Consider the following 23,244-nt stretch of genomic DNA (forward strand, 5'->3'; position numbering starts at 1 on the left):
TAAGAGGAGTTTTGAGGGACCGATTTTACCATGCGGCACTGCACTAAAAAGGCCGCGAATGCGGCCTTTACCACGTTTCCACCTCTTCAATTCGCGCCGAAATGCCTGCAAATCAGGCGCTTTTCTTCACAGATCGTCGAACTGGACCAGCGGGATGGTCTTCGCGCCGTTCAGCGGCATGCCCTCTTCGCTGCCGGTCGAGCACGGTTCTTCGTCGAACGCGATGTCGCCGTTCGGATCGGCTTCGCCGCTCGCGCGCAGCCCAGCGAACGGGAACAGCTGGTGATCCATCAGATGTGACGGCACCACGTTGGACAACGCATTGAACATGTTCTCGATGCGGCCCGGGAAGCGCTTCTCCCAATCGCGAATCAGCGCCTTCATTTCCGCGCGCTTCAGATTAGGTTGGCTACCGCACAGATTGCACGGAATGATCGGGAACTCGCGCAGCTCCGCGTACTTCTCCAGATCGGTTTCCTTCACGTACGCGAGCGGACGGATCACGATGTTCTTGCCGTCGTCCGATTGCAGCTTGGGCGGCATGCCCTTCAGCTTGCCGCCGTAGAACATGTTCAGCAGCAGCGTCTGCAGAATGTCGTCGCGATGGTGGCCGAGCGCGATCTTGGTCGCGCCGAGTTCGCCCGCCACGCGATAGAGAATGCCACGCCGCAGCCGCGAGCACAGTGAGCAGGTGGTCTTGCCCTCCGGCACCAGTCGCTTGACGATGCTGTAGGTGTCCTGATTCTCGATATGAAACGGGATGTCGAGCTGCTTCAGATACTCGGGCAGCACGTGCTCGGGGAAGCCCGGCTGCTTCTGATCGAGATTCACCGCGACGATCTCGAAATTGATCGGCGCGCGCTCGCGCAGCCGCATCAGGATATCGAGCATCGCGTAGCTGTCCTTGCCGCCCGACAGGCACACCATCACCTTGTCGCCGTCCTCGATCATGTTGAAGTCGCCGATCGCCTGGCCGACCTGGCGCGCAAGGCGCTTGAACAGCTTGTTGTTCTCGTACGCTTCTTTCTGTTCGCGGCGGGTGAGCGGGGATTTGGTCGCGTGAGCGGTCTGGATGTCCGGTGCGTTCATCGCTCAATCCTCCTTCACGCGGAACACTTCGACGCCGACCGCGTCGCAGTCCGGATATACATCCGGCTTCTCGGTCGACACCCGCGCGGCACGCACCTGCGGATGTTCGAGCATCGTGCGCACGAGGTCGTCGCACAGCGTCTCCTGCAGATGGATATGCCCTTGCGACACGCGTTTGGCGATCGTCGAGCGCATGAAGTCGTAATCGACGACTTCGTTCAGTTTGTCCTGCACCGGCGTGGACAGCGCGAGCGGCACGTACAGTTCGACGTTGATCACGACGCGCTGTTCGCCGCGCTTTTCGAAATCGTGTACGCCGATGTTGATGTGCACTTCGTAGTTGCGCAGAAAGAGCCGGCGACAATCGGCGAGCCGGGGATGCGAAAGAGCGGCAAACATGTTCGTTCCAGTCAAAAAAGCGTGCTTGGCACGCAAAGGGGCGCTGCGTCGCGCAGCGCGGCGGCCTCGGCGAGGCGAGGCGTGGCAAACCGCGCGCGGATCAGGCGCCCGTCAAAAACATTACGTCGCGCGGCAACGGCACGAGATGCTGCCCGCCGTCGACCACCAGCGTCGTTCCGGTGACACCGGCTGCATCCGCGAGATACAGCGCGGCGGCGACGATATCCTCGGGCCGCGACGCACGGCCCAGAGGCGTCATTCGATGCGCGGCCGCAAACCCTTCCTGGGTCTGGTCGCCCGATTGCATCGTCAGGCCGGGCGCGAGCCCGACCACCCGGATCTTCGGCGCGAGCGCCTGAGCGAGCGCGACCGTCGCGGTCTGCAGCGCCGCCTTCGACAGCGTGTACGACAGATAGTCCGGGTTCATGTTGTACAGCTTCTGGTCCAGCACGTTGATGACCACGCCGCGCTGGCTTTCGTCATGCACCGCCGCGTCCGGCGTCGCGTCGTACAGCATGCGCGCGAGCACCAGCGGCGCGCCGACGTTCATCGCGGTCAGCTTCAGCAGCAACTCATAGCCGACGTCGCGCGCGGTGTCTTCCTCGAAGCGCGACGCGTTGTTGACGATGCACGACGGCCGTCCCAACGCCTCGGTGCAGGCCGGCAGCAGCCGCGCGACCTGCGCCTCGTCGCCGAGTTCGGCCGGCAACGCGAGCGCGCGGCGGCCGAGCGCGACGATCTGCTCGACGGTTTCGTCGGCCTCTTCACGCGATGCGCCGTAGTGCACGGCCACGTCCCAGCCGCGCGCGGCAAAGCCGAGCGCGAGCGCGCGGCCGATTCGGCGCGCGCCGCCGGTAATCAGCACGACACGGGGCTGCGGCGCCTGTGCGGGCGCCACGGCGGACGCCCCTGAGGACGCCGCTTCGGCCGGGCGGGCAACGTTGTCCGGGGAGACGGTCATTTACAATGCGGGGATGAATCCGAAAGCTCACCAACCCGATAGTTTACCTGCTCCCGGCCCGAGCGCGCTCGCGCAGTCCGACGCGCTGATCGCGCAGATCCGTACGCAGCTCGACGCGGCCGGCGGCTGGCTGCCGTTCGACCGCTACATGGAGCGCGCGTTGTACGCGCCGGGGCTCGGCTATTACAGCGGCGGTGCGCGCAAATTCGGGCTGCGCGGCGATGACGGCAGCGACTTCGTGACCGCGCCGGAACTGTCGCCGCTGTTCGCCGCGACGCTCGCGCGCCCGCTCGCCGAAGCATTGGAGGCGAGCGGCACGCGCGAGCTGATGGAGTTCGGCGCCGGCACCGGCAAGCTCGCGGCGGGCCTGCTGACCGCGCTCGATGCGCTCGGCGCCGGGTTCGACAGCTACTCGATCGTCGATCTGTCGGGCGAACTGCGCGAGCGGCAACGCGACACGATCGCGGCGGCCGCGCCCGCGCTGCTGGCCAAGGTGCGCTGGCTCGATGCGCTGCCGGAGCGCTTCGAAGGCGTGGTGATCGGCAACGAGGTGCTCGATGCGATGCCGGTGCGGCTGTTCGCGCACCGCGGCGGCAGCTGGCTTGAGCGCGGCGTGGTCTGGCGCGACGGCGCCTTCGCATTCGACGACCGGCCGGTCACCGCGGCCACCGACCTCCTGCTGCTAGAGGAAATCGACGCGGCCCGCGAAACCGGCGCCGGCGAAGACTACCTGACCGAGACGCACGAAGCCGCGCTGGCCTTCACGCGCACGATCTGCACGATGCTCGCGCGCGGCGCGATTTTGCTGATCGACTACGGTTTTCCGCGCCACGAGTACTACCACGCGCAGCGCGCGCAGGGCACGCTGATGTGCCACTACCGGCATCGCGCGCACGGCGATCCGTTTCTGTACCCCGGCTTGCAGGACATCACCGCGCACGTCGAATTCACCGGCATCGCCGAAGCCGGCACCGAAGCCGGCGCGGAGCTGCTCGGCTTCACGTCGCAAGCGCGCTTTCTGATGAACGCGGGGATCACCGAGGTGCTCGGCGAAATCGATCCCGCCGACACCGCCCGCTTTCTGCCGGCCGCGAATGCGGTGCAAAAGCTGCTGTCGGAGGCGGAGATGGGCGAGCTGTTCAAGGTGATCGCGTTTTCGCGCGGACTGGACGATACGCTGCGCGCGTTTTCGAGCGGCGACCGATCGCATACGCTGTGACGTGCGGCGCTGACCTCGTTTCCGTGCCGCGCCTTTAAAGACCCGAGAGACTCGCGATGATCCGATGGCTGTTGACCACCTTTGTTGCCGTCGCGATTCTGTCGTCGTGCTGGCCGTGGCTCAGGAAGCTCGGCATCGGCCGGATGCCCGGCGACGTGACGCTGCGGCTGTTCGGCCGCGAGTATCCGTTCCCGTTCATGTCGACGCTGGTGCTGTCGATGCTGTTGTCGTTGCTGGCGCGGGTGTTGTAGCCCGTCCCACGCCAGCGCACGCCTGCGCTGGCTGCGCGGCGCGTCTGCGCTAACCCAGCGCCGCCTCCACCGCCCGCACCCGCTCCTGATGCACGGCGTCCTTGATGCCGGCCGGCGCATCGGCCAAACGCTGCGCAACCGCGCCCGCATCCACCCCCCGCGCGGCCACCAGCGCGACCCGCAAACGCTCCGCCTGCGGATAGTCGCGCGTCTCGAACCCGAGCCGCCCGCGCGCATCCGACTCGCACGCCTGCAACGCCTCGGCGAAGCGCGCCGGCTTGCGCATCGCGTCGCTGCGCTCGAACAGCCGCACCAGCGCGGCCGCGCCCATCTCCATCACGCGATGAATATTGCCGTGCTCGCGGGCGACCAGCAGCGCGAGGTCGCGACACTCGTTCGGCACGCGCAGCCGCTCGCACAGCGGCTTCAGCAGATCGACGCTGCGGCCTTCGTGACCGATGTGACGCGGCAGGATGTCTTCCGGCGTGGTCGCCTTGCCCAGATCATGAGTCAGCGCGGCGAACCGCACCGGCAACGCATAACCGTGCTGCGCCGCGTGGTCCAGCACCATCATCACGTGCACGCCGGTGTCGACTTCCGGGTGATAGTCGGCGCGCTGCGGCACGCCGAACAGCGCGTCGATCTCCGGCAGAATCCGCGCGAGCGCGCCGCATTCGCGCAATACGTCGAACATGCGCGAGGGCTTTTTCTCCATCAGCCCGCGCGACACTTCCTGCCACACCCGCTCGGCGACCAGCGCATCGGCCTCGCCGTCGGCGACCATCTTGCGCATCAGCGTCATCGTTTCCGGCGCGACCGTGAAATCGGCGAAGCGGGCGGCAAAACGCGCGATGCGCAAAATCCGCACTGGATCTTCGAGGAACGCGTCGCCGACATGGCGAAACAGCTTCGCCTTCAGATCGCCCTGGCCGTTGAACGGATCGATGACCGGCCCGGTCAGCTGGCCGTCCGGGCGCACTTCGCGCGCCATCGCATTGATCGTCAGGTCGCGGCGCGCGAGGTCTTCTTCGAGCGTCACGTCCGGCGCGTAGAAAAACTGGAAGCCGTGATAACCGGCCGCGGTCTTGCGCTCGGTGCGCGCGAGCGCGTATTCCTCATGCGTCTGCGGATGCAGGAACACCGGAAAGTCCTTGCCGACCGGCCGATAACCCTGCGCGACCATCTGCTCGGGCGTCGCGCCGACCACCACGTAATCGCGATCCTGCACCGGCACGCCGAGCAACTCGTCGCGGACCGCGCCGCCAACTGCGTAAATATTCATGGGCATTCGTCTTGATAGGGCACTGCGTGCGTTTCCTTGCGCGCGGCGTCGATCCACGCATTGACCGCCGGCAGCGCGGTGAGCCGCTCGACATACGCGGCGGCCGTCGCCGACAACGCCGGCTTCCACGTGTTGAAGCGCATCGCGACCGGCGCGTACATCGCGTCGGCGATGCTGAATTCGCCGAACAGGAACGGCCCGCCGTAGCTTTGCAGGCAGTCGCTCCAGAGCGCCTCAATGCGGGCGATGTCGGCGAGCACGCCCGCGGTCGCGTTCTTGCCCGGAAACGACGCGCGGATGTTCATCCACATGTTCGAGCGCAGTTCGCCGAAGCCCGAATGCATCTCGGCGCTCACGCTGCGCGCGTGCGCACGCGCCGCCGCGTCGCGCGGCCACAGCGCGTGCTGCGGGAAGCGCTCGGCCAGCGTTTCGGCGATCGCCAGCGAATCCCACACCGGCCGGCCCGCGTCGTCGATCAGACACGGCACCTTGCCGGACCCGCGCGGCGCGAGCGCGCGGATCTTCGCGTTGGTGTCCGCCTCGTTCAGATGGATCAGCACTTCGTCGAACGGGATGCCGAAATGCGTGAGCAGCAGCCACGGACGCATCGACCACGACGAATAGTTCTTGTCACCAATGAGCAGCTTCATGCATTGCCTGAAAATGAGTGAAGAAGAAGAGTTCAGCGCCCGGCGCTGGCTCGGAACGAGTCGAGACGCGAACCTTTGGACGCGCCGGTCAGATAGGTCGGCACGATCGCTTCGATGCTGGCCGGTTCGATCCCAAGTTCCGGCGCGAGCGGCCCGCTCAGGATGTTCGGCACTTTCATCGAGTCGAGATTGTCGCGCGAAATCACCGGTTCGCCGGGCGCCAGCTCGAAGCTGAGCGCCTGCAGGCGGGCCAGCGAGTCGGGCAGCCGGATGATCCGCGCGTGCTTGCCGATCACGTCGCCGCAATAGGACACCAGGTCTTCGAGCGTATAGACGGTCGGGCCGCCGAGTTCATAGGTGCGGCCGGTGGCGGCATCGAGATCGAGCACGTTGGCGATCGCCTTCGCGACGTCGCCGACGAAAACCGGCTGGAACTGCGCGTCCGGCATCGCGAGTGGAATGACCGGAAACACCCGTTGCAGGAACGCGAACTTGTTGAGAAATGCGTCCTCGGGACCGAACACGACCGACGGCCGGAAGATCGTCCACGCGACGCTGCCGCCATGCACCGCTTTCTCGCCGTCGCCCTTCGAACGCGCGTACATGCTCGGGCCGTTCGAATTGGCGCCGAGCGCGCTCAGATGAATCAGCCGATGCACGCCCTTGCCTTCGCAGGCGGCGACGATGCGCGTGGGCAGCTCGACGTGCGCGCGCGCGAACGCTTCGCCGTACGGCTTGCCGCGTTTGGAATTGAGCACCCCGACGAGGTTGATCACGCAATCGGCACCTTCGACGAAGCGCGCGAGCTGCACCGGATCGAACACGTCGGTTTCGATCACATCGATGGGCAGCATGGTGAGATGGCGCGCGTTGTAGCGGCGCCGGGTGGCGACGCGCACGTCCTTGCCGAGTTCGACGAGCGCATTGACGACGTAGCTGCCGATAAAACCGGAGCCGCCGATGACCGCGATAGCTTGATGTCGCATTTTTCGACTCCCTGATGGAAGCCGCGGCAACGGCTGATGAGACGCGCCGCGGTGCGGGCCCGCAAGACCCGGCGACCGCGGCGGCACGGCGCTTACGGTGCGATGTAACCCAGACGCGCCTTCAGCGATTGCGGACGGCCTTCGAACAATGCCGCGTAGTAGACCGTGTTGGACAACACATTCTTCACGTAGTCGCGCGTTTCCTGGAACGGGATCGACTCGGCGAAGATCGCGCCTTCGACCGGGCGTTGCAGCGACTGCCGCCAGTTGCGCGGACGGCCCGGACCGGCGTTGTAGCCGGCGGTGGCCAGCACCGCCGAACCGTCGAACTGATTGTAGATCATCGCCAGGTAGTTGGTGCCGAGCAGGATGTTGGTGTTGATGTCGTTCATCTGCTCGCGCGACACCGGGCCCAGGCCGATCTTTTTCGCGACCAGCTGCGCGGTGGCCGGCATCAGCTGCATCAGCCCGCCCGCGCCGACTTCGGAGCGCGCGTTGATGATGAAGCGCGATTCCTGGCGGATCAGCCCATACGCCCACTCGACGTCGAGCCCGCTCGACTGCGCGTCGCGCTCGACGATATCGCGGAACGGCGACAGATAGCGCAGCGAGAAATCGTGCTCGGCCTTCGTGCGGTCCGCGGTGTTGACGGTGCGGTCGTACAGCTGGATGCGGCGCGCGTATTCGGCGGCCGCGAGCAGTTGCCGGTCGCTCATCTGACGCAGCGGCCAGTTCCATTCGCGATTGCCTTCGAGGCGCAGGTTCAGCGCGTAGAACCGCTGGGCGAGATCGAAGCCGGCAGTGGCGCCGGCCTGCTGGATTTCGGCGTCGGTGACCGTGGTCTTCGGCGGCACGGTGATCTTCTGGCCGAGTTCTTCCGCGGCGAGCTGGCCGTAGAAGTTGAAGTTCTGCGCGATCGACTGGAATTCCTGATTGGCCGTGTCGACGTCGCCCGCCTGCTTCAGCGCGCGCGCGTGCCAGTACACCCACGACGGCTGCTTGCGCAGCCCTTCGGGCATCTGCTCGATCGACCAGCGCACCATGTTCCAGTCGCCGGCGAGCAGCGCGCTGCGGGTGCGCCATTCATACGCGGGATTGGACAGCGGCGCGTTGGCCGACAGCCGGAACCAGTCGACCGCGCCCGGCAGCTGCTTGACCGCCGCCTGATAGCCGATCGTGCCCCAGCCGATCGCCCGCTCGGGCGAATTGAGCGACGGCGCGACCGATGCGAAAGTCGCCGCCGCCATTGCCGGATCGTTGCGCGCCATCCGGGTGATCGCGAGCAGCGCCAGTTGATGCGACTGCGAATCGGCGCCGACGCCGCGCGCGAGCAGCAGCGGCGGCGTATTGACCGCCTGACTGAACAGCACCGGGTCGGGCGCCTGATCGCCGAGCGCGTCGACGAGCTTGCTGCCGGTGCTGGTGTAGTTCTGTTCGTACGCGAGGCGGATCTGCTGCCAGATGTCGTCGTTGCTGAACTGACGATTGACGCCGAGCACCGTGATCAGATCGACGCAGCCGTCGCCGTACCACTTCGGATCGACCAGCAGGCCGCGCGCCGCATCCGCGACGTTCTCGCCGCGCGAGGCGCGCGATTCGAGCGCGTAGCACTTGACCTGGGTGTCGTCGTTGAGCACGAACAGCGGGTACTGCTGATCGAAGTTACGCCAGTCGTGACGCGTGCCGAGCACCGTCAGATAGTCGTTGCGCATGCGGTCGGCGATCGCCTGGCCGTCGTACTTCTGCAGGAACGCGAGCACCGGCGCGTCCGGCGCGTCGACCCGCGCATGGCCGGCCGAATCGAACAGCTGCGGTTTGATCTGGAAGTACTCCAGATACGCGGGCGCCGGATAGTCCGGAATCATGCTCGCGAGCTGGGCCGCGCGCGGGGCGTCGTTCTTGCGCGCGGCCTCGCGAAGCTGAACGAAGATCTGATCGTCGTTCGCATTCGTGAGCTGCGAGATGGGGAGAGGTTTGACGGCCGAGGCGGTGCTGCACGCGACGAGCGCCGCGGCGGCCAGCGCGGTACCGGCTGCGCGATATACTCGAAAAAGGCGTTTTGACATCGTTGTTTCTGGAGCGCGAATTGGACCAAAGCATAGCACGCAACCCCGTCCCGATAATGAAAAAGGCATTGCGCCAGACGCTGCTGGAAGCCCGGCTGCAAGCGGCTTCCAGGCCGGCCGTGAATGCCGCGCTGGGGCGTCGCGTGCTCGATGTGCTGAAGCACTTCGGTGTGCCGAGCGTGGGTTTCTACTGGCCGCTAGCCGGCGAGTTCGATGCGCGCGGTCCGGTGTCGCTCTGGCTCGCCGGCGACGACAGCCGCGAAGCGAGTTTGCCGATCATCAAGGAGCGCGGCACCGCGCTCGAGTTCCACGCGTGGCACCCGCAGGTGCCGATGCGGGTCGGCCATCACAAGATCGCCGAGCCGACTTCGGGACGCATCGTGGTGCCCGACCTGCTGTTCGTGCCCTGCGTCGGTTTCGATGCCGACTGCTACCGGCTCGGCTACGGCGGCGGCTACTACGACCGCACGCTGGCTTCGTGGCCGGCGGCGAGCAAGCCGATCACCGTGGGCATCGCGTATGACGCGTGTCGGATCGATGCGCTGCAGCGCGAGGCGCACGACATTCCGCTCGATCTGATCGTCACCGAAACGGGCTTTCACCCGGGCCTGCCCGAGTGAGCCGCCGCAACTGCCGCGAGCCGGGCGTGCGATAGCGTGCGCCCGGCGCGTCGCGCCGCCGCGCGGCCGCGCCAATCCGCTGGTTTGATCATGTACGCTTCAGTTATCGCTGATCCCGCGCCGGACCCGCGCCAATGCGCCGCGCGGTCCGCCTCCTCCGCCGACTCGACCCGGGCCGTCCAGCCATGAGCCAACCCCGCATTTTTCCGCTTGGCGATAACGCGCTGATGTGCGTCGCGCCGCCCCCTGCCACGCTCGACTGCCAGCGGCGCGTGTGGGCCGCTGCCAGCGCCGCGCGCGACTGGCCGCAAGTACTCGAAGTCGTCCCCGGCATGAACAATCTGACGCTCGTGTTCGACCCGCTCGACACCGACGCCGACGCGCTCGCCGCCCAGCTGCTGGCGGCCTGGCACGCGGCGGACCCGAGCGCCGCGCCGACCCGCGAGGTCGAGGTGCCGGTCCAGTACGGCGGCGAGTTCGGCCCCGATCTGCAAGCGGTCGCCGAGCATACCGGGCTGAGCGCGCGCGAGGTCGTCGAGCGTCATGCGGGCGGCGACTACGTCGTGTTCTTCCTCGGCTTCCAGCCGGGCTTCGCCTATATGGGCGGCCTCGAAGCCGCGCTGCACACGCCGCGCCGCGCGTCGCCGCGGCTCGAGGTGGCGGCCGGTTCGGTCGGCATCGGCGGCGAGCAGACCGGCATCTATCCGGCGGTGTCGCCGGGCGGCTGGCAGTTGATCGGCCGCACCGAGGTGCCGCTGTTCGACCCGCTGCGCCGGCCGCCCACGCTGCTGCAACCGGGCGACCGGGTGCGCTTCACGATCGCGGGGATGCACGCATGATCGACGTGATCCGCGCGGGTCTGCAGACCACCATTCAGGACCTCGGCCGCCACGGCTATCGCCATCTCGGCGTCGCGATGGGCGGGGCGCTCGACCGCCTGTCGCTCGAAGTCGGCAATCGCCTCGTCGGCAACCGGCCCGACGCGGCCGGCCTCGAAATCACCTTCGGCCCGACCGTGCTGCGCTTTCTGCGCGCGACGCGGGTCGCGATCACCGGCACCGACTTCGGCGCGACGCTCGACGGCAAGCCGGTCTATGCATGGTGGAGCCTGCCAGTGCAGGCCGGCCAGGAGCTGGTGCTGAACGCGGCGAAGCGCGGGATGCGCGGTTACGTGTGCGTGGCCGGCGGTATCGACGTGCTGCCGGTGCTCGGCTCGCGCGGCACCGATCTGGCCGGCCATTTCGGCGGCCTCGGCGGCCGCGCGCTCGTCGACGGCGACCGTCTGCCGGTCGGCGCGCCGCCGCAGCGGAGCCAGCTCGGCTTCACGCCGGAGGCGCCCGAGTTCGGCGTGAAGGCGCCCGTGTTGTGCAAGTTCGTGCAGGTGCACGAACCGCTGCGGCGCGGCCGGCATCCGTCGGGGGTGCCGTGGGCGGTGCCGATCCGGGTGCTGCGCGGCCCCGAATACGACAGCTTCACCGCTGCCGCCCAGGAGTCGTTCTGGGCCGACGAATGGCTGGTCACGCCGAACAGCAACCGGATGGGCTACCGGCTCGCCGGCACCGAGTTGGCGCGCGCGCGCAAGAGCGATCTGCTGTCGCACGCGGTGTTGCCCGGCACGATCCAGGTGCCGCCGAACGGCCAGCCGATCGTGCTGATGAGCGACGCGCAGACCACCGGCGGCTATCCGAAGATCGGCGCGGTGATCCAGGCCGATCTGTGGAAGCTCGCGCAGGTGCGGTTGAACGCGGCGGTGCGCTTCATCCCGACAACGCCCTACGAGGCGCGCCACGCATTACTCGAAGAACGCGCGTATCTGCGGCAGATCGATGCCGCGATCGCGATGCATGAAGAGCGTTGCGCGCGCCGGGCGGCGCTCGCGACGCGGTAACAGGAAGGAGAGGAATCACCATGGAAATCGATCTGAATGCCGATCTCGGCGAAGGCTGCGGCTCCGACGAGGCGCTGCTCGACCTCGTCAGCTCGGCGAACATCGCGTGCGGCTGGCATGCGGGCGGCCCCAACGCGATGCGCGACTGCGTGCGCTGGGCCGTGCAAAAGGGCGTGTCGATCGGCGCGCATCCGAGCTTCAACGATCCGGAGAATTTCGGCCGCAAGGAAATGGACCTGCCCGCGCAGGACATCTACGCGGGCGTGCTGTACCAGCTCGGCGCGCTGTCGGCGATCGCGCAGGCCGAGGGCGGGCGCATCGCGCACGTGAAGCCGCATGGCGCGCTGTACAACCAGGCCGCGCGCGACGCCCAGATTGCCGATGCGATCGTGTCGGCGGTGCATGACTTCGATCCGTCGGTCGCGGTGTTCGCGCTGGCCGGCAGCGGGCTCGTGAGCGCCGCGCGCAACGCGGGCCTGACCGCGATCGAAGAAGTGTTCGCCGACCGCGGCTATCGCGCCGACGGTTCGCTGGTGCCGCGCAAGGAGCCGGGCGCGCTGCTCGACGACGAAGACCTCGTGCTCGAACGCACGCTGGCGATGATCCGCGAGCAGCGCGTGAAGTCGGTCGATGGACAATGGGTGCCGTTGAATGCGCAGACCATCTGTCTGCATGGCGACGGGCCGCATGCGCTGGCGTTCGCGCGGCGGATTCGCGCCGCGCTCGAGGCGGCGGGCATCGAGGTGCACGCGGCGAGTTCGGCGCGGATTTGAGTTTTTGCCGTGCGCGTGGGCGCCGGCACCGGTGTGAGTAGCGCCGCCGCGCGTCGGCAAACGCGCGGTTGAGCGCTCACCTCGCCAGCCCGATCCAGACCGCGCGCCTCGCCCCCGGGTGAGCCGCGTCGCCGCTTCAACGCGCCGCCTTAGCGCCCTGCTTCAACCCCCGTCTCACCGCGGGGCGTTTTGCCAGCAGCAGCGCTGGTTCTTTCGCGGCGGCCCCGGCAAACCACGGGTGCCCACGCATCCGCCGTACCGATTCTGAGAGTTCAACGCGGCCGCAGCGCCGCGGCAGCAAGCCGGTCCACCAACCCGGTGCGCCGGTTCACCTCAGCCGCCAGCCGCGGCGAAGTCGGATCACTCAAGGAGATCTCGATGCAGACAACCGTCACTTTGTGGCCGCTTATCGGTGTGGCCGTCATCATCGTCGGCTTTCTGTTGCGCTTCAATCCGATGCTGATCGTGGCAGTCGCGGCGATCGTCACCGGCTTCGCCGCGCATTTCCCCCCTGGAAAAATTCTCGCGCTGATCGGCACCGGCTTCATCAAGACCCGCAATATCCCGCTGATCATCCTGTTGCCGCTCGCGGTGATCGGTCTATTGGAGCGGCACGGCTTGCGCGAGCGCGCGCAGGCGTGGATCGGCAGCATCAAGGCGGCCACCGCCGGGCGTCTGCTGATCGTCTATCTGGCGGTGCGCGAGCTGACCGCCGCGGCCGGCCTGACCGGGCTCGGCGGCCACCCGCAGATGGTCCGTCCGCTGATCGCGCCGATGGCCGAAGGCGCGACCGAAAACCGCTTCGGCAAGATCGGCGATGCGGTGCGCTTCCGCCTGCGCGCATTCGCCGCGGCAACCGACAACGTCGGCCTGTTCTTCGGCGAGGACGTGTTCGTCGCGTTCGGCGCGATCGTACTGATGACGACCTTCCTGAAGGAGGCGGGGATCATCGTCGAACCGCTGCACGTCGCGATGTGGGGAATTCCGACCGCAATCAGCGCGTTCATCGTGCATGGTTTCCGGCTGTGGCTGCTCGACCGCTGGCTCGAACGCGAATTGCGCGGCAACCGGCCGGGCGGCGGTGCGGGCGCGGCGAGTTCTTCGTCCACCACTTCATCGCCGGCTTCCTCGGCCGCTACGCGCGCCACGAAGTCCGCCACCGGAGACCAAGCATGACCTTCACGATCACCTATCTGTTCTGGCTGCTGGGCATCGTGCTGCTGATCGTCGGCGGCATGATCGTGCTGGATCGCGAGCATCCGCGCCGCTTCACCGCCGGTGGCTTCTGGATTCTGTATGCGCTGATTTTCCTGATCGGCGACCGGCTGCCGCCCGCGCTGGTCGGTGTCGCGGTGATCGCGATGGCGGTGATCGCGGGCTTCGGCGGAGTGACCGCGGGCAAGCCGAAGACGTTGTCGCTGGAGGCGCGCATCGCGAGCGCCACGCGGCTGCGCAACAAGCTGTTCGTGCCCGCGCTGACGATTCCGGTCGTCACCGTCGTCATCACGCTCTCGGCGAGTCATCTGGTGTTCGGTGGCGTCCCGCTGATCGAGAAAGCCAATGTGACGCTGATCGGTTTCGGGATCGGCTGCGTGATCGCGTTGGCGATCGCGTGCGTGATCACCCGCGACACGGTCGGGCAATCGATGAAGGAAGCGCGCCGATTAGTCGATGCGCTTTCGTGGGCGGCGGTGCTGCCGCAGATGCTCGGCATGCTCGGCCTCGTGTTCTCCGACGCGGGCGTCGGCAAGGCGGTCGCGCACGTGACCACGTCGTATATCAGCCTCGACTACCGGTTCGTCGCGGTCGCGGTGTACTGCATCGGTATGGCGCTGTTCACGATGGTGATGGGCAACGGCTTCGCCGCGTTTCCGGTGATGACGGGCGGCGTCGGTGTGCCGATTCTGGTCGGCGTGTTCCACGGCAACCCGGCGGTGATGGCCGCGATCGGGATGTTCTCCGGCTACTGCGGGACGCTGATGACGCCGATGGCCGCGAACTTCAACATGGTGCCGGCCGCGCTGCTCGAGTTGCCCGACAAGAACGCGGTGATCAAGGTGCAGGTGCCGACTGCGTTGACGATGCTGGTGATCAATATTTTCCTGCTGAATTTTTTGATGTTTTTGTAAGGGGGTGGTTTTGGAGGGGAACGGTGAGGCGCTGGGGGGTGTTTATGCACGTCACCGTTTCTGAAGGGCCGGTCCTGGTTCAAGCGCCGTTCTTCTCGCGCCAGCGGGCTACATAAGAGCGCATTGCGATGACCGTCAGCAGCGAGACGATGAAGCCGAAAATGAGCATCGTAGCGGCGAACACGTCGTCGGAATCTTCGCAGCCGTGCGCATCGAATGCGCCGTTGAGCATGGTAAAGAACGCGTAACTGGCATCGCTGCGAAACCATCCGGTCAGGTCCAGCAACGATACGATCCAGCGTGTGACTGGCAAGAACATCAGCAGTGCGAGCGAGAAGCAGATCAGCGTGCTTTTTATCCAGGACTTCTTTCGCGGTCGTCTCTGCCGGGACCGGCGATACCGGCTGACGGCCGTCCAGCAAAGGTTGGCGATCAACAGCGAGACGAAGAAGCCGACGACGTTCAGCACGGCGCTAACTGCATTCCAGCGGCTGTCGTAACTAAACCTGGCCAACGCGTCGAAAAGCGGCGCGAAGAAGTCCCACTCTGTGATGCCGTAAAGCGAATCCCACACGCCGGGGAGCATGGAAAGAATGTGTCCCGCCGATAGAGACGTCACTACTGCTATTGCTATGCATGCTGGCGTCTTTTTAATTGGTGAAGTCATCATCGCGTCTCCCGATAGCGCCGATGACGCAACCGCATGATGATCGTCCATGCTGCATTGACGGACACCAACGAGACGAAAAAACCGGCAACGGTCAGCGTCCCGATGATGACGTCCAGGTTGCCTTCGTTGCCATACGTATCGAATGCACGGAACAGCGGTTTAAAAAAGCTATAGCCGTCCGCGCTGTAAATCCATTCCCATACACCCGGGAGCCGCGAAATCCCGTAGCCAACGGGAAGAGACATCAGCAGCGCGAGCGTGAGGCAGATCAGCGCCCTTTTCATCGCACCTCCACCGTACCGTAGTAGCGGCTCCCGGTTCCGGGGACGAACGCGGGAGGCTGTGCCTTCAAGTGCGAGCGCAACGCTTCGAACTGCAGCGGCGAAAGAAGCGTTATGCAACCCTCGCTCACCCCGTTCCGGCCTACCGGGTGCAAGCGAAAATTGCCGCGTCGAACGCTCTTCACAAAGGTCCAGTCATCGATGGCTCCGTCATCGCGATACAGACCGAACCAAGTCTCAAGTTTCGTTCCGGAAAATTTGTCGTGGATTAGATCTCTCAACCAACCCAACCGCCCGCCGCTCTCCCGATCGACGATGTAATACCTCCCCTTCGGAATCGCCCCAGCGTTCGGGACATTCGTAAAATCCGGATCATCGACATACCGGCCATTGCCCGAAAATGCCGGCACCGATCCAAACTCCGGACAGACCAGTTCCGACATCGGTCGGCGATTCAACGTGAAAGTGCAGGACACAGGCATCTCGTCACCCCAGCCTGTTGGTGCGCACATCGATCAGCGCGGTCACCGTGCCGCTCGTTCCGCCGAGCCGGTTTTGCAGGATGTATTCATGCTTCATCCGCGCGAACGACAGCCGCACTTCCTCGTAACAGCCTGCCCCCACTCCGACCGGCTCGACATACGCAACGACCACGTCATACAGCGTGATCCGTGCGTACTCGTGCGGCACCCCACCCGCCCGGCGCATCGTCAGCTTCGCCTCGCTGATCCGCTCGCCGGAGAAGCAGAATCGCGCCAGATTGGGACTCGCCCGGTCCAGCTGATGCGAGAACTCCAGATCGGAGACATTGGCCTTCGGCGCCCCCACGCCCGAACCGGTCTGCATCGCCGACTGCTGGCCCACTTTCCAGCGCCACGAAATCACGTCGATCTCGTTCAGATGCGCCGCGTCCTGCGACTCGCCATCGATACCGGCGATCTTGATAAAAATGTCCTGCGTCATCCCCGCCTCTCCAATTTCATGATTGAGCTAAAAACTCAACGACGAAAGCTAAGTCAGCGAACACGCAAAACCTACAGGACGATTCCTAAAAGCGCGAAGATCACAGGTTTTGTTGATCCAGATCGAAGATCAGACAACCCGGCGCGCATCGACCGCCGTCGCGGGAAATCGTCAAAAAAACGCGCACACCCCGCACAAACCCTCCCCGCCCGCACCCTTCAGAAAGCCCCCGAACTGCCGTACTACCGCTCTGACACGGTGAAAAACCTTGTTTCGACACGCGGTTATGCATAGTTCATAAAAAGGAAAATCAAGTGCGGAAGTCTCACATCACGATCAGAATGCGGATCCTGGCGATATTCGGCAGCTGCGTCGCGCTGACCTTGTTCACCGGCCTCGCGGGCATCGTCGCTTTGTCGCAGTTGAACGCCGACGCGGCGGCCCGTCCGCTCGTCGGTGCGCTCGTCGTGATGGCCTGGCTCGGCACCGCGGTTGCGCTGTACGGCGGTTTGCAGCTGCACCGGATCGTCTGCGGCGGTCTGATCCGCCAGCGCAAGAAGTTCGAGGAGATCGCCGCCACGCTCGACGTGTCGCGCCGTGCGGCGAGCCCGCGGATGGACGAGTTCGGACTCGGCGCGGTCGCGTTCGATGCGCTGCTGCGGCGGATCGAGGAAAACATCGTGATCGTGCGTTCGTCGAGCGATTCGGTCAGCACCGCGACCCGCGAAATCGCCGCCGGCAATCTCGATCTGTCCGCGCGCACCGAGGAACAGGCGGCGTCGCTCGAACAGACCGCGGCGAGCATGACGCAGCTCACCGAGACGGTGAAGCACAACGCCGACAACGCCCGCCAGGCCAACTCGCTGGCGACCAACGCGGCGAGCAAGGCCGCCGCCGGCAACGACGCGGTGCAGGCGATGGCCGCGACGATCGGCCGGATCAGCGGCAGTTCGAGCAAGATTTCGGAGATCACCGGCGTGATCGAGGGGATCGCGTTCCAGACCAATATCCTCGCGCTGAACGCGGCGGTCGAAGCGGCGCGCGCCGGCGAACAGGGGCGCGGTTTCGCGGTCGTCGCGAGCGAGGTGCGCAGCCTCGCGCAGCGTTCGGCGGCGGCGGCCAAGGAGATCAAGGAGCTGATCGGTTCGTCGGTGGCGATGATCCAGGACGGTTCGACGCAAGCGGTCGAAGTGAGCACCGTGATGGGCGAGGTTACGACCGTGATCCGCCAGGTGTCGGATATCGTCGGCGAGATCGCGGCGGCGTCGGAGGAACAGAGCCGCGGCATCGAGCAGGTCAATCAGGCGGTCAACCAGATGGACGAGGTCACGCAGCAGAACGCGGCGCTCGTCGAGCAAGCGGCGGCCGCCGCGCAATCGCTGGAGGAGCAGGCGGGCAAACTCGCCGGCGTGGTCGCGACGTTCAAGGTGGCCGGCAACGAGCCGGCGGCACGCGGCGCCGCGCCTCAGGCGCCGAAGCAACGCGCGGCGGTCGCGCCCGCACCGCGCGCCGGGTCGTTTGGGTCGTCCGGGTCGTCCGCGTCATATGAACCGGCGGCATCGAAGCCGGTTTCGAAGCCGGCCGCGCCGGCTGCCGGCGACCGCAACGTTGCGCCGAAAGCCGCCGCCGCGCGACTCGAACCCGCGCTCGCGGAAGGCTCCGACGCCGACTGGCAGACCTTCTAATCCTCCCGCCACGGGCCGGGTTCCCACCCGGCCTCACTCCACCTCGCCTCGCTTCGCTTCACCCCGGTTCAACCACGAACCCGTGCTGCCGCAACAGTTGCAGCACGCCCTTCGGTCCACCCAGGTGCAGCGCGCCGATCGCGACGAACACCGGTTTATTCGGCGCGGCCAACTGCAGCATCCGATTAACGAAGCGCCGATTGCGTTCGTAGACGATCCGGTTATCGATCGACGCTGACACCTGCTTGTCGCGCGCCAGCTTCTCCGATTTCGCGACTTGCCACGCGGCGATCGCATCGGCATCGCCGACCCGCCACAGCCGATGCAGCTTGCGCACGTCCTCGACGTTCTGCGCGGGCGTCTGCACCAGGTCCTGCGCGAGCATTTCGCGCTGCTGCGCGGCCGACAGTCCGGTAAACGCGTGCATCTGCTGCGCGAGCGTCTCCAGCCCGACGATCTTGCCGCGCGTCTTCAGATACACGTTCTGTAGTTGCGCCTCGGTGCCGTACTCGGTCTGCAGACCGGCCGACAGCGAGTCGTAGGTCTCGACGACCAGCGACGCGAGCCACGGCCGCATCTTCTTGATCGCATCGAGCGCGGCCGGATTGCCGCGCAGCCGCAGCGCGAGCTTGTGCCATAGCGCCTCTGGCAACAGCCCGGGCAGACAGTCGCGCTTGCAGACGCCGTACCTGGACACGTCGTCCTGCGACACCAGCAGTTCATCGGGGGAGAGTTCGAGCGCGAGCGTTTGCGACGCCGCCAGCGCGGCCATGATCGGCGGCCGGAACGGTTGCCCGGCCGGATAGTCGACGGGATCGCCGACGTGCAGCGTGCCGAGCACATAGAGGGTGACATTGCCGCGTGTCGCGACATAGAACGGCATGCGCGCCGGCTGCTGGCGCACCGGACCGCTCGCGGTGGTGCCGGGCGTGGCAGGCGGGGCCATCGACGGCGGCGGCTGCGGTGTCTGCGGAGCGGCCGGCGCGGCCGGCACACCGAGTGACGGCCGCCCCGCCTGGCCCGGCGCATCCGCCACGGCGCGGCCGGCATTCGCGGCGTCGAACGGGGTGCCGAAGCTCAGCATCGCGGCCGCCAGCGCACCGATCAGCACACGTCGCCACGCGCCAGCGCACGCGCCGACGCACGCACCGACGCACGCACGATGCCCGCCGCCGGGCGCAGCGCTTGTCAGCACCCGCACCCCGCGGCGCCGCGCAAAAGCGGCCGCGCGGCCGCCCTCACGCAAGCGGCGCGCAAGACGACGCGCCGCCCCCACATCAGGCATCCACGTCCCCCACCTCTTCGGCGCGGTGACACGAGACCTGACGGCCATCCACTTCACGCAGCTTCGGCTCTTCGCTGCGGCATCGGTCGATCACGTACGGGCAGCGCTGATGGAACGTGCAGCCCGACGGCGGATTCAGCGGCGACGGCATTTCGCCTTGCAGCTTGATCTTGATCGTGCGATCCGCCTCGAAGATCGACGGCGTCGCCGACATCAGCGCGCGCGTGTACGGATGACGCGGCTTCGAGAAAATCCGCTGCTTGTCGCCGAGTTCCGCGACGCCGCCGAAGTACATCACCATCACGTCGTCGGCGATATGCTCGACCACCGCCAGGTTGTGCGAGATGAACACGTAGCTGGTCTTGAACTGATCCTGCAGGTCCATGAACAGATTCAGGATCTGCGCCTGGATCGATACGTCGAGCGCCGACACCGGTTCGTCGGCGACCACGATCTGCGGATCGAGGATCATCGCGCGCGCGATCGCGACGCGCTGGCGCTGGCCGCCGGAGAACATATGCGGATAGCGCTTCGCGTGCTCGGGCCGCAAGCCGACCGTGCGCATCATCTGCGCGATCCGTTCCGCGCGTTCGCTCGCGCTCATCTGTGTGTTGATCGCGAGCGGTTCGCCGAGCGTCTGCTCGACGGTCTTGCGCGGATTGAGCGACGCGAACGGGTTCTGGAACACCATCTGCACGCGCCGCCGCAGCGCCGCGATCTTCTCGTGGCTCGCGCCGGCCACGTCCTCGCCGTCGATCAACAGGCGGCCCGCGCTCGGCGTTTCGATCATCGTCAGCTGGCGCGCGAGCGTGGACTTGCCGCAGCCGGACTCGCCGACCACCGCAAGGGTCTTGCCGCGCTCCAGCGCGAACGACACGCCGTTCAGCGCCTTCACGGTGCCCTGCGCGAACATCCCGCGCTTGACCGTGTAATAGCGCGCGAGCTGCTCGGCGACCAGCACGTGATCGGCGCCGCTGCGCGCGTCGCGGCGGGTTTCGGGTACTGCGTTCATCGGGCGCCTCCTTGCGTGTGAACGTTGGCGTCCTTGTCGACGTTCAACGGCTTGATGCAGCGCACCCGCGCGTAGTCCGCGTGAGCCGGCAGCGGCGCGAGCGCCGGCCGGGCCTTCATGCAGTCGTCGACCACGTACTTGCAGCGCGGCGCGAACAGGCACCCCTTGGGCCGGTCGTCGCGCCCCGGCACCATCCCCGGCAACGCGGCGAGCCGCACCGCGCCGACATTGTGCTCGGGAATCGCGGCCAGCAACGCTTCGGTGTACGGATGATGCGGCGCGGCGAAGATATCCGGCACGCGGTTGGTCTCGATCACCTCGCCCGCGTACATCACGGCCACGCGCTGCGCGACTTCGGACACCACCGCCAGATCGTGCGAGATGAGCACCAGCGCCATTCCGCGTTCCTTCTGCAGGCGCATCAGCAGTTCCATGATCTGCGCCTGGATCGTCACGTCGAGCGCGGTGGTCGGCTCGTCGGCGATCAGCAGCTTAGGATTGCAAGCGATCGCCATCGCGATCATCACGCGCTGGTTCATGCCGCCCGACATCTGATGCGGGAACGCGCCGATGCGGCTCTTCGCGTCCGGAATGCCGACCTGGTCGAGCAATTCGAGCGCGCGCTTTTCCAGCGCGGCGCCGCGCAGCCCCTCGTGCAGCTTCAGTACTTCCTTGATCTGATAGCCGACCGTATAGCTCGGGTTCAGGCTCGTCAGCGCGTCCTGGAAGACCATCGCGATGTTCTTGCCGATGATCTTGCGGCGCTGTTTCGCCGACGCGTTCAGCAGGTCCTTGCCGTCGAACGTGACTTCGTCGGCGGTGACCTTGCCGGGCGCGTCGATCAGGCCCATCAGCGCCATCATCGTCACGCTCTTGCCCGAGCCCGATTCGCCGACCACGCCGAGTACTTCGCCCGGCGCGACGTCGAGATTGATGCGGTCGACCGCGGGCAGGCCGCTGAAGTTGACCGCGAGATTGCGGATGGTCAGTAGGTTGTTGCTCATGATCAGGCCATCCGTTTCAGTTTGGGGTCGAGCGCATCGCGCAGCCCGTCGCCGAGCAGGTTGATGCACAGCACCGAGATCAGGATGGACAGGCCCGGCATCGTAACGATCCACCATGCGCTGTCGATGTAATCGCGCGCGGACGCGAGCATTGCGCCCCACTCCGCCGACGGCGGCTGTACGCCCAGGCCCAGAAAGCCGAGCGCGGCGGCATCGAGAATCGCCGACGAAAAGCCCAGCGTGGCCTGCACGATCAGCGGCGCGGTGCAGTTCGGCAGCACCTGCGAGAACATCAGGCGCAGCGTGCCGGCACCGGCGACGCGCGAAGCGGTCACGTACTCCTTCTGCAACTCGCCCTGCGCGGACGCGCGCGTCAGACGCACATAGCCCGGCAGCGCGACGATCGCGATCGCCAGCATCGTGTTGACGAGGCCCGGACCGATGATCGCGACCACCGCGACCGCCAGCAGCAGCGACGGCAGCGCGAGCAGCACGTCCATGATGCGCATGATCGGCGTGTCGGCCCACTTCTCGAAGAACGCGGCGATCAGCCCAAGCACGATGCCCGGAATCAGCGCGAGCACGACCGACACGAAGCCGATCCAGAACGACAGCCGCGCGCCGTACATCAGCCGCGAGAGGATGTCGCGGCCCGCTTCGTCGGTGCCGAGCACGAACTTCCAGTTGCCGCCTTCGAGCCACGCGGGCGGGATCTTGACGAACTCGCGGTACTGCTCGATCGGGCTGTGCGGCGCGATCAGGGGCGCGAAGATCGCGATGAAGACCAGCACCAGCACGATGATGCCCGCGCCGACCGCGCCGCGATTGCGCGAGAAGTTGGCCCAGAATTCGCGCGCCGCGAGTGCGCGGCCGCTCGGAGGTGTGACTGCCTGGGGGACAGTGTTTTGAATGTCAGCCATGATCGTGTCATGCCTCCCGCAGAGCCGCCTCAAGGGAGGCATGCGCCCCCTCGGGGGGCAGTGAACGTAAGTGAGCGTGGGGGTACATGTTTACCTCGTATGGCGAATGCGCGGATTGAGCACGCCGTACAGCAGATCGACGACGAGGTTCACGACGATCACCAACGTCGCGATCAGCAGAATGCCGCCTTGCACGACCGGATAATCGCGCCGGCCGATCGCGTCGATCAGCCATTTGCCGATGCCCGGCCACGAGAACAGCGTCTCGGTCAGCACCGCGCCGGCGAGCAGCGTGCCGACCTGCAGGCCGATCACGGTCACCACCGGAATCAGCGCGTTGCGCAGCGCATGCACGACGATCACGCGGCCCGGCGACAGCCCCTTCGCGCGCGCGGTGCGGATGTAGTCCTCGCGCAGCACTTCGAGCATCGACGAACGGGTCATCCGCGCGACCACCGCGAGCGGAATCGTGCCGAGCACGATCGCCGGCAGGATCAGGTGGCTCAGCGCGGATTTGAACGCGCCTTCGTCGGTCGACATCAGCGAGTCGATCAGCATGAAGCCGGTCACGTGCGGAATGTCGTATTCGACCGCGATGCGGCCCGACACCGGCGTCAGCCCGAGCTTGACCGAGAACACCATGATCAGAATCAGGCCCCACCAGAAGATCGGCATCGAGTAGCCGGTCAGCGCGGTGCCCATCACGCCGTGATCGACCACGGTGCCGCGCCGCAGCGCCGCGAACACGCCGGCCGGCAGCCCGACGATCAGCGCGAAGATCATCGCGCAGATCGACAGTTCGACGGTGGCGGGAAAGCGCGCGAGGAACTCGCCCATCACGCTGGTGTTGGTGATGATCGAGGTGCCGAGATCACCGTGCAGCGCGCGGCCGATGTAGTGGAAATACTGGATGGGCAGCGGCTCGTCGAGCCCGAGGCGGTGCATCGCGGCCGCGTGCATGGCCGGATCGACGCCGCGCTCGCCCATCATCACTTCAATGGGATCGCCGGGGATCAGATGAATCAGCGCGAACGCAAGGATCGTGATGCCGATGAACGTCGGAATCACCATGCCGATGCGGCGCAAAACGAAGCGGAACATGGTTCGCTCC

Annotated in this window: 24 protein-coding genes and 1 pseudogene; 9 read left to right on the forward strand and 16 right to left on the reverse strand. The window is 66.4% G+C overall.

Features of this window, described 5'->3' with window-relative positions; genetic code table 11:
- Positions 1-126: 126 nt before the first annotated feature.
- The 3 genes from ttcA to LJ656_RS11095 all read right to left on the reverse strand — a co-directional run bounded on the left by ttcA (position 127) and on the right by LJ656_RS11095 (position 2,449).
- A complete protein-coding gene (gene ttcA, locus LJ656_RS11085; RefSeq protein WP_230509473.1) occupies positions 127-1,089 on the reverse strand; it encodes a tRNA 2-thiocytidine(32) synthetase TtcA in 963 nt (320 codons plus the stop codon).
- A gap of 3 nt (positions 1,090-1,092) precedes the next feature.
- The gene (locus LJ656_RS11090; RefSeq protein WP_075303327.1) at positions 1,093-1,488 is read right to left on the reverse strand and encodes a dihydroneopterin aldolase; all 396 of its coding nucleotides are present in this window, start codon (positions 1,486-1,488) and stop codon (positions 1,093-1,095) included.
- 100 nt (positions 1,489-1,588) lie between these two features.
- The gene (locus LJ656_RS11095) at positions 1,589-2,449 is read right to left on the reverse strand and encodes an SDR family oxidoreductase (RefSeq protein ID WP_230509474.1); all 861 of its coding nucleotides are present in this window, start codon (positions 2,447-2,449) and stop codon (positions 1,589-1,591) included.
- Positions 2,450-2,462: 13 nt separating this feature from the next.
- Between LJ656_RS11095 and LJ656_RS11100 the strand changes: the two genes are divergently transcribed.
- Together LJ656_RS11100 and LJ656_RS11105 are read left to right on the forward strand one after the other, a co-directional pair.
- Positions 2,463-3,668 carry a class I SAM-dependent methyltransferase gene (locus tag LJ656_RS11100; protein WP_230509475.1) on the forward strand — a complete coding sequence of 402 codons (1,206 nt, stop codon included), beginning with the start codon at positions 2,463-2,465 and terminating at the stop codon, positions 3,666-3,668.
- 56 nt (positions 3,669-3,724) lie between these two features.
- On the forward strand, positions 3,725-3,919 hold the full coding sequence (locus LJ656_RS11105; RefSeq protein WP_230509476.1) for a DUF2905 domain-containing protein: 195 nt from the start codon (positions 3,725-3,727) through the stop codon (positions 3,917-3,919).
- A gap of 49 nt (positions 3,920-3,968) precedes the next feature.
- Here LJ656_RS11105 and LJ656_RS11110 read toward each other — a convergent pair whose 3' ends face one another.
- The 4 genes from LJ656_RS11110 to LJ656_RS11125 all read right to left on the reverse strand — a co-directional run bounded on the left by LJ656_RS11110 (position 3,969) and on the right by LJ656_RS11125 (position 8,903).
- On the reverse strand, positions 3,969-5,201 hold the full coding sequence (locus LJ656_RS11110) for a multifunctional CCA addition/repair protein (protein ID WP_230509477.1): 1,233 nt from the start codon (positions 5,199-5,201) through the stop codon (positions 3,969-3,971).
- On the reverse strand, positions 5,198-5,851 hold the full coding sequence (locus LJ656_RS11115; RefSeq protein WP_230509478.1) for a glutathione S-transferase family protein: 654 nt from the start codon (positions 5,849-5,851) through the stop codon (positions 5,198-5,200). The genes LJ656_RS11110 and LJ656_RS11115 overlap by 4 nt, the downstream gene beginning before the upstream one ends.
- A gap of 32 nt (positions 5,852-5,883) precedes the next feature.
- Positions 5,884-6,837, reverse strand: coding sequence for a complex I NDUFA9 subunit family protein (locus LJ656_RS11120; RefSeq protein ID WP_230509479.1), 954 nt, complete (start codon positions 6,835-6,837; stop codon positions 5,884-5,886).
- A 92-nt stretch (positions 6,838-6,929) separates the two neighbouring features.
- Positions 6,930-8,903, reverse strand: coding sequence for a lytic transglycosylase domain-containing protein (locus LJ656_RS11125; protein ID WP_230509480.1), 1,974 nt, complete (start codon positions 8,901-8,903; stop codon positions 6,930-6,932).
- Between the two features lie 20 nt (positions 8,904-8,923).
- On the opposite strand from LJ656_RS11125, the gene LJ656_RS11130 reads away from it, so the two are divergent.
- From LJ656_RS11130 to LJ656_RS11155, 6 genes are all read left to right on the forward strand, one after another.
- The gene (locus tag LJ656_RS11130; protein WP_230509481.1) at positions 8,924-9,523 is read left to right on the forward strand and encodes a 5-formyltetrahydrofolate cyclo-ligase; all 600 of its coding nucleotides are present in this window, start codon (positions 8,924-8,926) and stop codon (positions 9,521-9,523) included.
- A 185-nt stretch (positions 9,524-9,708) separates the two neighbouring features.
- Positions 9,709-10,362, forward strand: coding sequence for a 5-oxoprolinase subunit PxpB (pxpB, locus tag LJ656_RS11135; RefSeq protein WP_230509482.1), 654 nt, complete (start codon positions 9,709-9,711; stop codon positions 10,360-10,362).
- Positions 10,359-11,411: a 5-oxoprolinase subunit C family protein gene (locus tag LJ656_RS11140; protein WP_230509483.1), complete on the forward strand. Its 1,053-nt coding sequence runs from the start codon at positions 10,359-10,361 to the stop codon at positions 11,409-11,411. The genes pxpB and LJ656_RS11140 overlap by 4 nt, the downstream gene beginning before the upstream one ends.
- 20 nt (positions 11,412-11,431) lie before the next feature.
- Entirely contained in the window at positions 11,432-12,184 is a 753-nt protein-coding gene (gene pxpA / locus LJ656_RS11145) for a 5-oxoprolinase subunit PxpA (protein WP_230509484.1), read from the forward strand.
- A gap of 378 nt (positions 12,185-12,562) precedes the next feature.
- Positions 12,563-13,360, forward strand: coding sequence for a DUF969 domain-containing protein (locus LJ656_RS11150; RefSeq protein ID WP_230509485.1), 798 nt, complete (start codon positions 12,563-12,565; stop codon positions 13,358-13,360).
- On the forward strand, positions 13,357-14,313 hold the full coding sequence (locus LJ656_RS11155) for a DUF979 domain-containing protein (protein WP_230509486.1): 957 nt from the start codon (positions 13,357-13,359) through the stop codon (positions 14,311-14,313). Before LJ656_RS11150 ends, LJ656_RS11155 begins: the two co-directional genes overlap by 4 nt.
- A gap of 79 nt (positions 14,314-14,392) precedes the next feature.
- On the opposite strand, the gene LJ656_RS11160 is transcribed toward LJ656_RS11155, so the two are convergent.
- From LJ656_RS11160 to LJ656_RS11175, 4 genes are read right to left on the reverse strand one after another with little or no spacing between them, the layout of a single operon-like run.
- Positions 14,393-14,983 carry a hypothetical protein gene (locus LJ656_RS11160; protein ID WP_230509487.1) on the reverse strand — a complete coding sequence of 197 codons (591 nt, stop codon included), beginning with the start codon at positions 14,981-14,983 and terminating at the stop codon, positions 14,393-14,395.
- Entirely contained in the window at positions 14,980-15,267 is a 288-nt protein-coding gene (locus tag LJ656_RS11165; protein WP_230509488.1) for a hypothetical protein, read from the reverse strand. Before LJ656_RS11165 ends, LJ656_RS11160 begins: the two co-directional genes overlap by 4 nt.
- Positions 15,264-15,746, reverse strand: a complete 483-nt coding sequence (locus LJ656_RS11170) for a DUF2778 domain-containing protein (RefSeq protein WP_230509796.1) — start codon at positions 15,744-15,746, stop codon at positions 15,264-15,266. Before LJ656_RS11170 ends, LJ656_RS11165 begins: the two co-directional genes overlap by 4 nt.
- A gap of 4 nt (positions 15,747-15,750) precedes the next feature.
- Positions 15,751-16,227, reverse strand: a complete 477-nt coding sequence (locus LJ656_RS11175) for an Hcp family type VI secretion system effector (protein WP_230509489.1) — start codon at positions 16,225-16,227, stop codon at positions 15,751-15,753.
- Positions 16,228-16,856: 629 nt separating this feature from the next.
- On the opposite strand from LJ656_RS11175, the pseudogene LJ656_RS11180 reads away from it, so the two are divergent.
- A pseudogene (locus LJ656_RS11180) lies at positions 16,857-17,912 on the forward strand (methyl-accepting chemotaxis protein); the annotation flags it as partial.
- Positions 17,913-17,970: 58 nt separating this feature from the next.
- On the opposite strand, the gene LJ656_RS11185 reads toward LJ656_RS11180, so the two are convergent.
- The 5 genes from LJ656_RS11185 to LJ656_RS11205 form a co-directional block, all read right to left on the reverse strand.
- Positions 17,971-19,197: a TraB/GumN family protein gene (locus LJ656_RS11185; protein WP_230509490.1), complete on the reverse strand. Its 1,227-nt coding sequence runs from the start codon at positions 19,195-19,197 to the stop codon at positions 17,971-17,973.
- On the reverse strand, positions 19,190-20,209 hold the full coding sequence (locus tag LJ656_RS11190; protein ID WP_230509491.1) for a peptide ABC transporter ATP-binding protein: 1,020 nt from the start codon (positions 20,207-20,209) through the stop codon (positions 19,190-19,192). Before LJ656_RS11190 ends, LJ656_RS11185 begins: the two co-directional genes overlap by 8 nt.
- The gene (locus LJ656_RS11195; RefSeq protein ID WP_230509492.1) at positions 20,206-21,213 is read right to left on the reverse strand and encodes an ABC transporter ATP-binding protein; all 1,008 of its coding nucleotides are present in this window, start codon (positions 21,211-21,213) and stop codon (positions 20,206-20,208) included. The genes LJ656_RS11190 and LJ656_RS11195 overlap by 4 nt, the downstream gene beginning before the upstream one ends.
- Before the next feature lie 2 nt (positions 21,214-21,215).
- Entirely contained in the window at positions 21,216-22,133 is a 918-nt protein-coding gene (locus LJ656_RS11200; protein ID WP_230509493.1) for an ABC transporter permease subunit, read from the reverse strand.
- A 90-nt stretch (positions 22,134-22,223) separates the two neighbouring features.
- Complete coding sequence (locus LJ656_RS11205; RefSeq protein WP_230509494.1) at positions 22,224-23,234, reverse strand: ABC transporter permease subunit; 1,011 nt, start codon at positions 23,232-23,234, stop codon at positions 22,224-22,226.
- Positions 23,235-23,244 lie beyond the last annotated feature (10 nt).

This window comes from Paraburkholderia sejongensis, assembly GCF_020880815.1.
Classification (GTDB): domain Bacteria; phylum Pseudomonadota; class Gammaproteobacteria; order Burkholderiales; family Burkholderiaceae; genus Paraburkholderia; species Paraburkholderia sejongensis.

Coding starts and splice junctions, on each gene's coding strand:
- LJ656_RS11120 (WP_230509479.1), bottom strand. CDS start 6,837: ATGCGACATCAAGCTATCGCGGTCATCGGCGGCTCCGGTTTTATCGGC.
- LJ656_RS11125 (WP_230509480.1), bottom strand. CDS start 8,903: ATGTCAAAACGCCTTTTTCGAGTATATCGCGCAGCCGGTACCGCGCTG.
- LJ656_RS11105 (WP_230509476.1), top strand. CDS start 3,725: ATGATCCGATGGCTGTTGACCACCTTTGTTGCCGTCGCGATTCTGTCG.
- LJ656_RS11200 (WP_230509493.1), bottom strand. CDS start 22,133: ATGGCTGACATTCAAAACACTGTCCCCCAGGCAGTCACACCTCCGAGC.
- LJ656_RS11205 (WP_230509494.1), bottom strand. CDS start 23,234: ATGTTCCGCTTCGTTTTGCGCCGCATCGGCATGGTGATTCCGACGTTC.
- LJ656_RS11110 (WP_230509477.1), bottom strand. CDS start 5,201: ATGAATATTTACGCAGTTGGCGGCGCGGTCCGCGACGAGTTGCTCGGC.
- LJ656_RS11175 (WP_230509489.1), bottom strand. CDS start 16,227: ATGACGCAGGACATTTTTATCAAGATCGCCGGTATCGATGGCGAGTCG.
- LJ656_RS11170 (WP_230509796.1), bottom strand. CDS start 15,746: ATGCCTGTGTCCTGCACTTTCACGTTGAATCGCCGACCGATGTCGGAA.
- LJ656_RS11160 (WP_230509487.1), bottom strand. CDS start 14,983: ATGATGACTTCACCAATTAAAAAGACGCCAGCATGCATAGCAATAGCA.
- pxpA (WP_230509484.1), top strand. CDS start 11,432: ATGGAAATCGATCTGAATGCCGATCTCGGCGAAGGCTGCGGCTCCGAC.
- LJ656_RS11100 (WP_230509475.1), top strand. CDS start 2,463: ATGAATCCGAAAGCTCACCAACCCGATAGTTTACCTGCTCCCGGCCCG.
- LJ656_RS11195 (WP_230509492.1), bottom strand. CDS start 21,213: ATGAGCAACAACCTACTGACCATCCGCAATCTCGCGGTCAACTTCAGC.
- LJ656_RS11190 (WP_230509491.1), bottom strand. CDS start 20,209: ATGAACGCAGTACCCGAAACCCGCCGCGACGCGCGCAGCGGCGCCGAT.
- LJ656_RS11095 (WP_230509474.1), bottom strand. CDS start 2,449: ATGACCGTCTCCCCGGACAACGTTGCCCGCCCGGCCGAAGCGGCGTCC.
- LJ656_RS11115 (WP_230509478.1), bottom strand. CDS start 5,851: ATGAAGCTGCTCATTGGTGACAAGAACTATTCGTCGTGGTCGATGCGT.
- pxpB (WP_230509482.1), top strand. CDS start 9,709: ATGAGCCAACCCCGCATTTTTCCGCTTGGCGATAACGCGCTGATGTGC.
- LJ656_RS11185 (WP_230509490.1), bottom strand. CDS start 19,197: ATGCCTGATGTGGGGGCGGCGCGTCGTCTTGCGCGCCGCTTGCGTGAG.
- LJ656_RS11155 (WP_230509486.1), top strand. CDS start 13,357: ATGACCTTCACGATCACCTATCTGTTCTGGCTGCTGGGCATCGTGCTG.
- ttcA (WP_230509473.1), bottom strand. CDS start 1,089: ATGAACGCACCGGACATCCAGACCGCTCACGCGACCAAATCCCCGCTC.
- LJ656_RS11165 (WP_230509488.1), bottom strand. CDS start 15,267: ATGAAAAGGGCGCTGATCTGCCTCACGCTCGCGCTGCTGATGTCTCTT.
- LJ656_RS11090 (WP_075303327.1), bottom strand. CDS start 1,488: ATGTTTGCCGCTCTTTCGCATCCCCGGCTCGCCGATTGTCGCCGGCTC.
- LJ656_RS11140 (WP_230509483.1), top strand. CDS start 10,359: ATGATCGACGTGATCCGCGCGGGTCTGCAGACCACCATTCAGGACCTC.
- LJ656_RS11150 (WP_230509485.1), top strand. CDS start 12,563: ATGCAGACAACCGTCACTTTGTGGCCGCTTATCGGTGTGGCCGTCATC.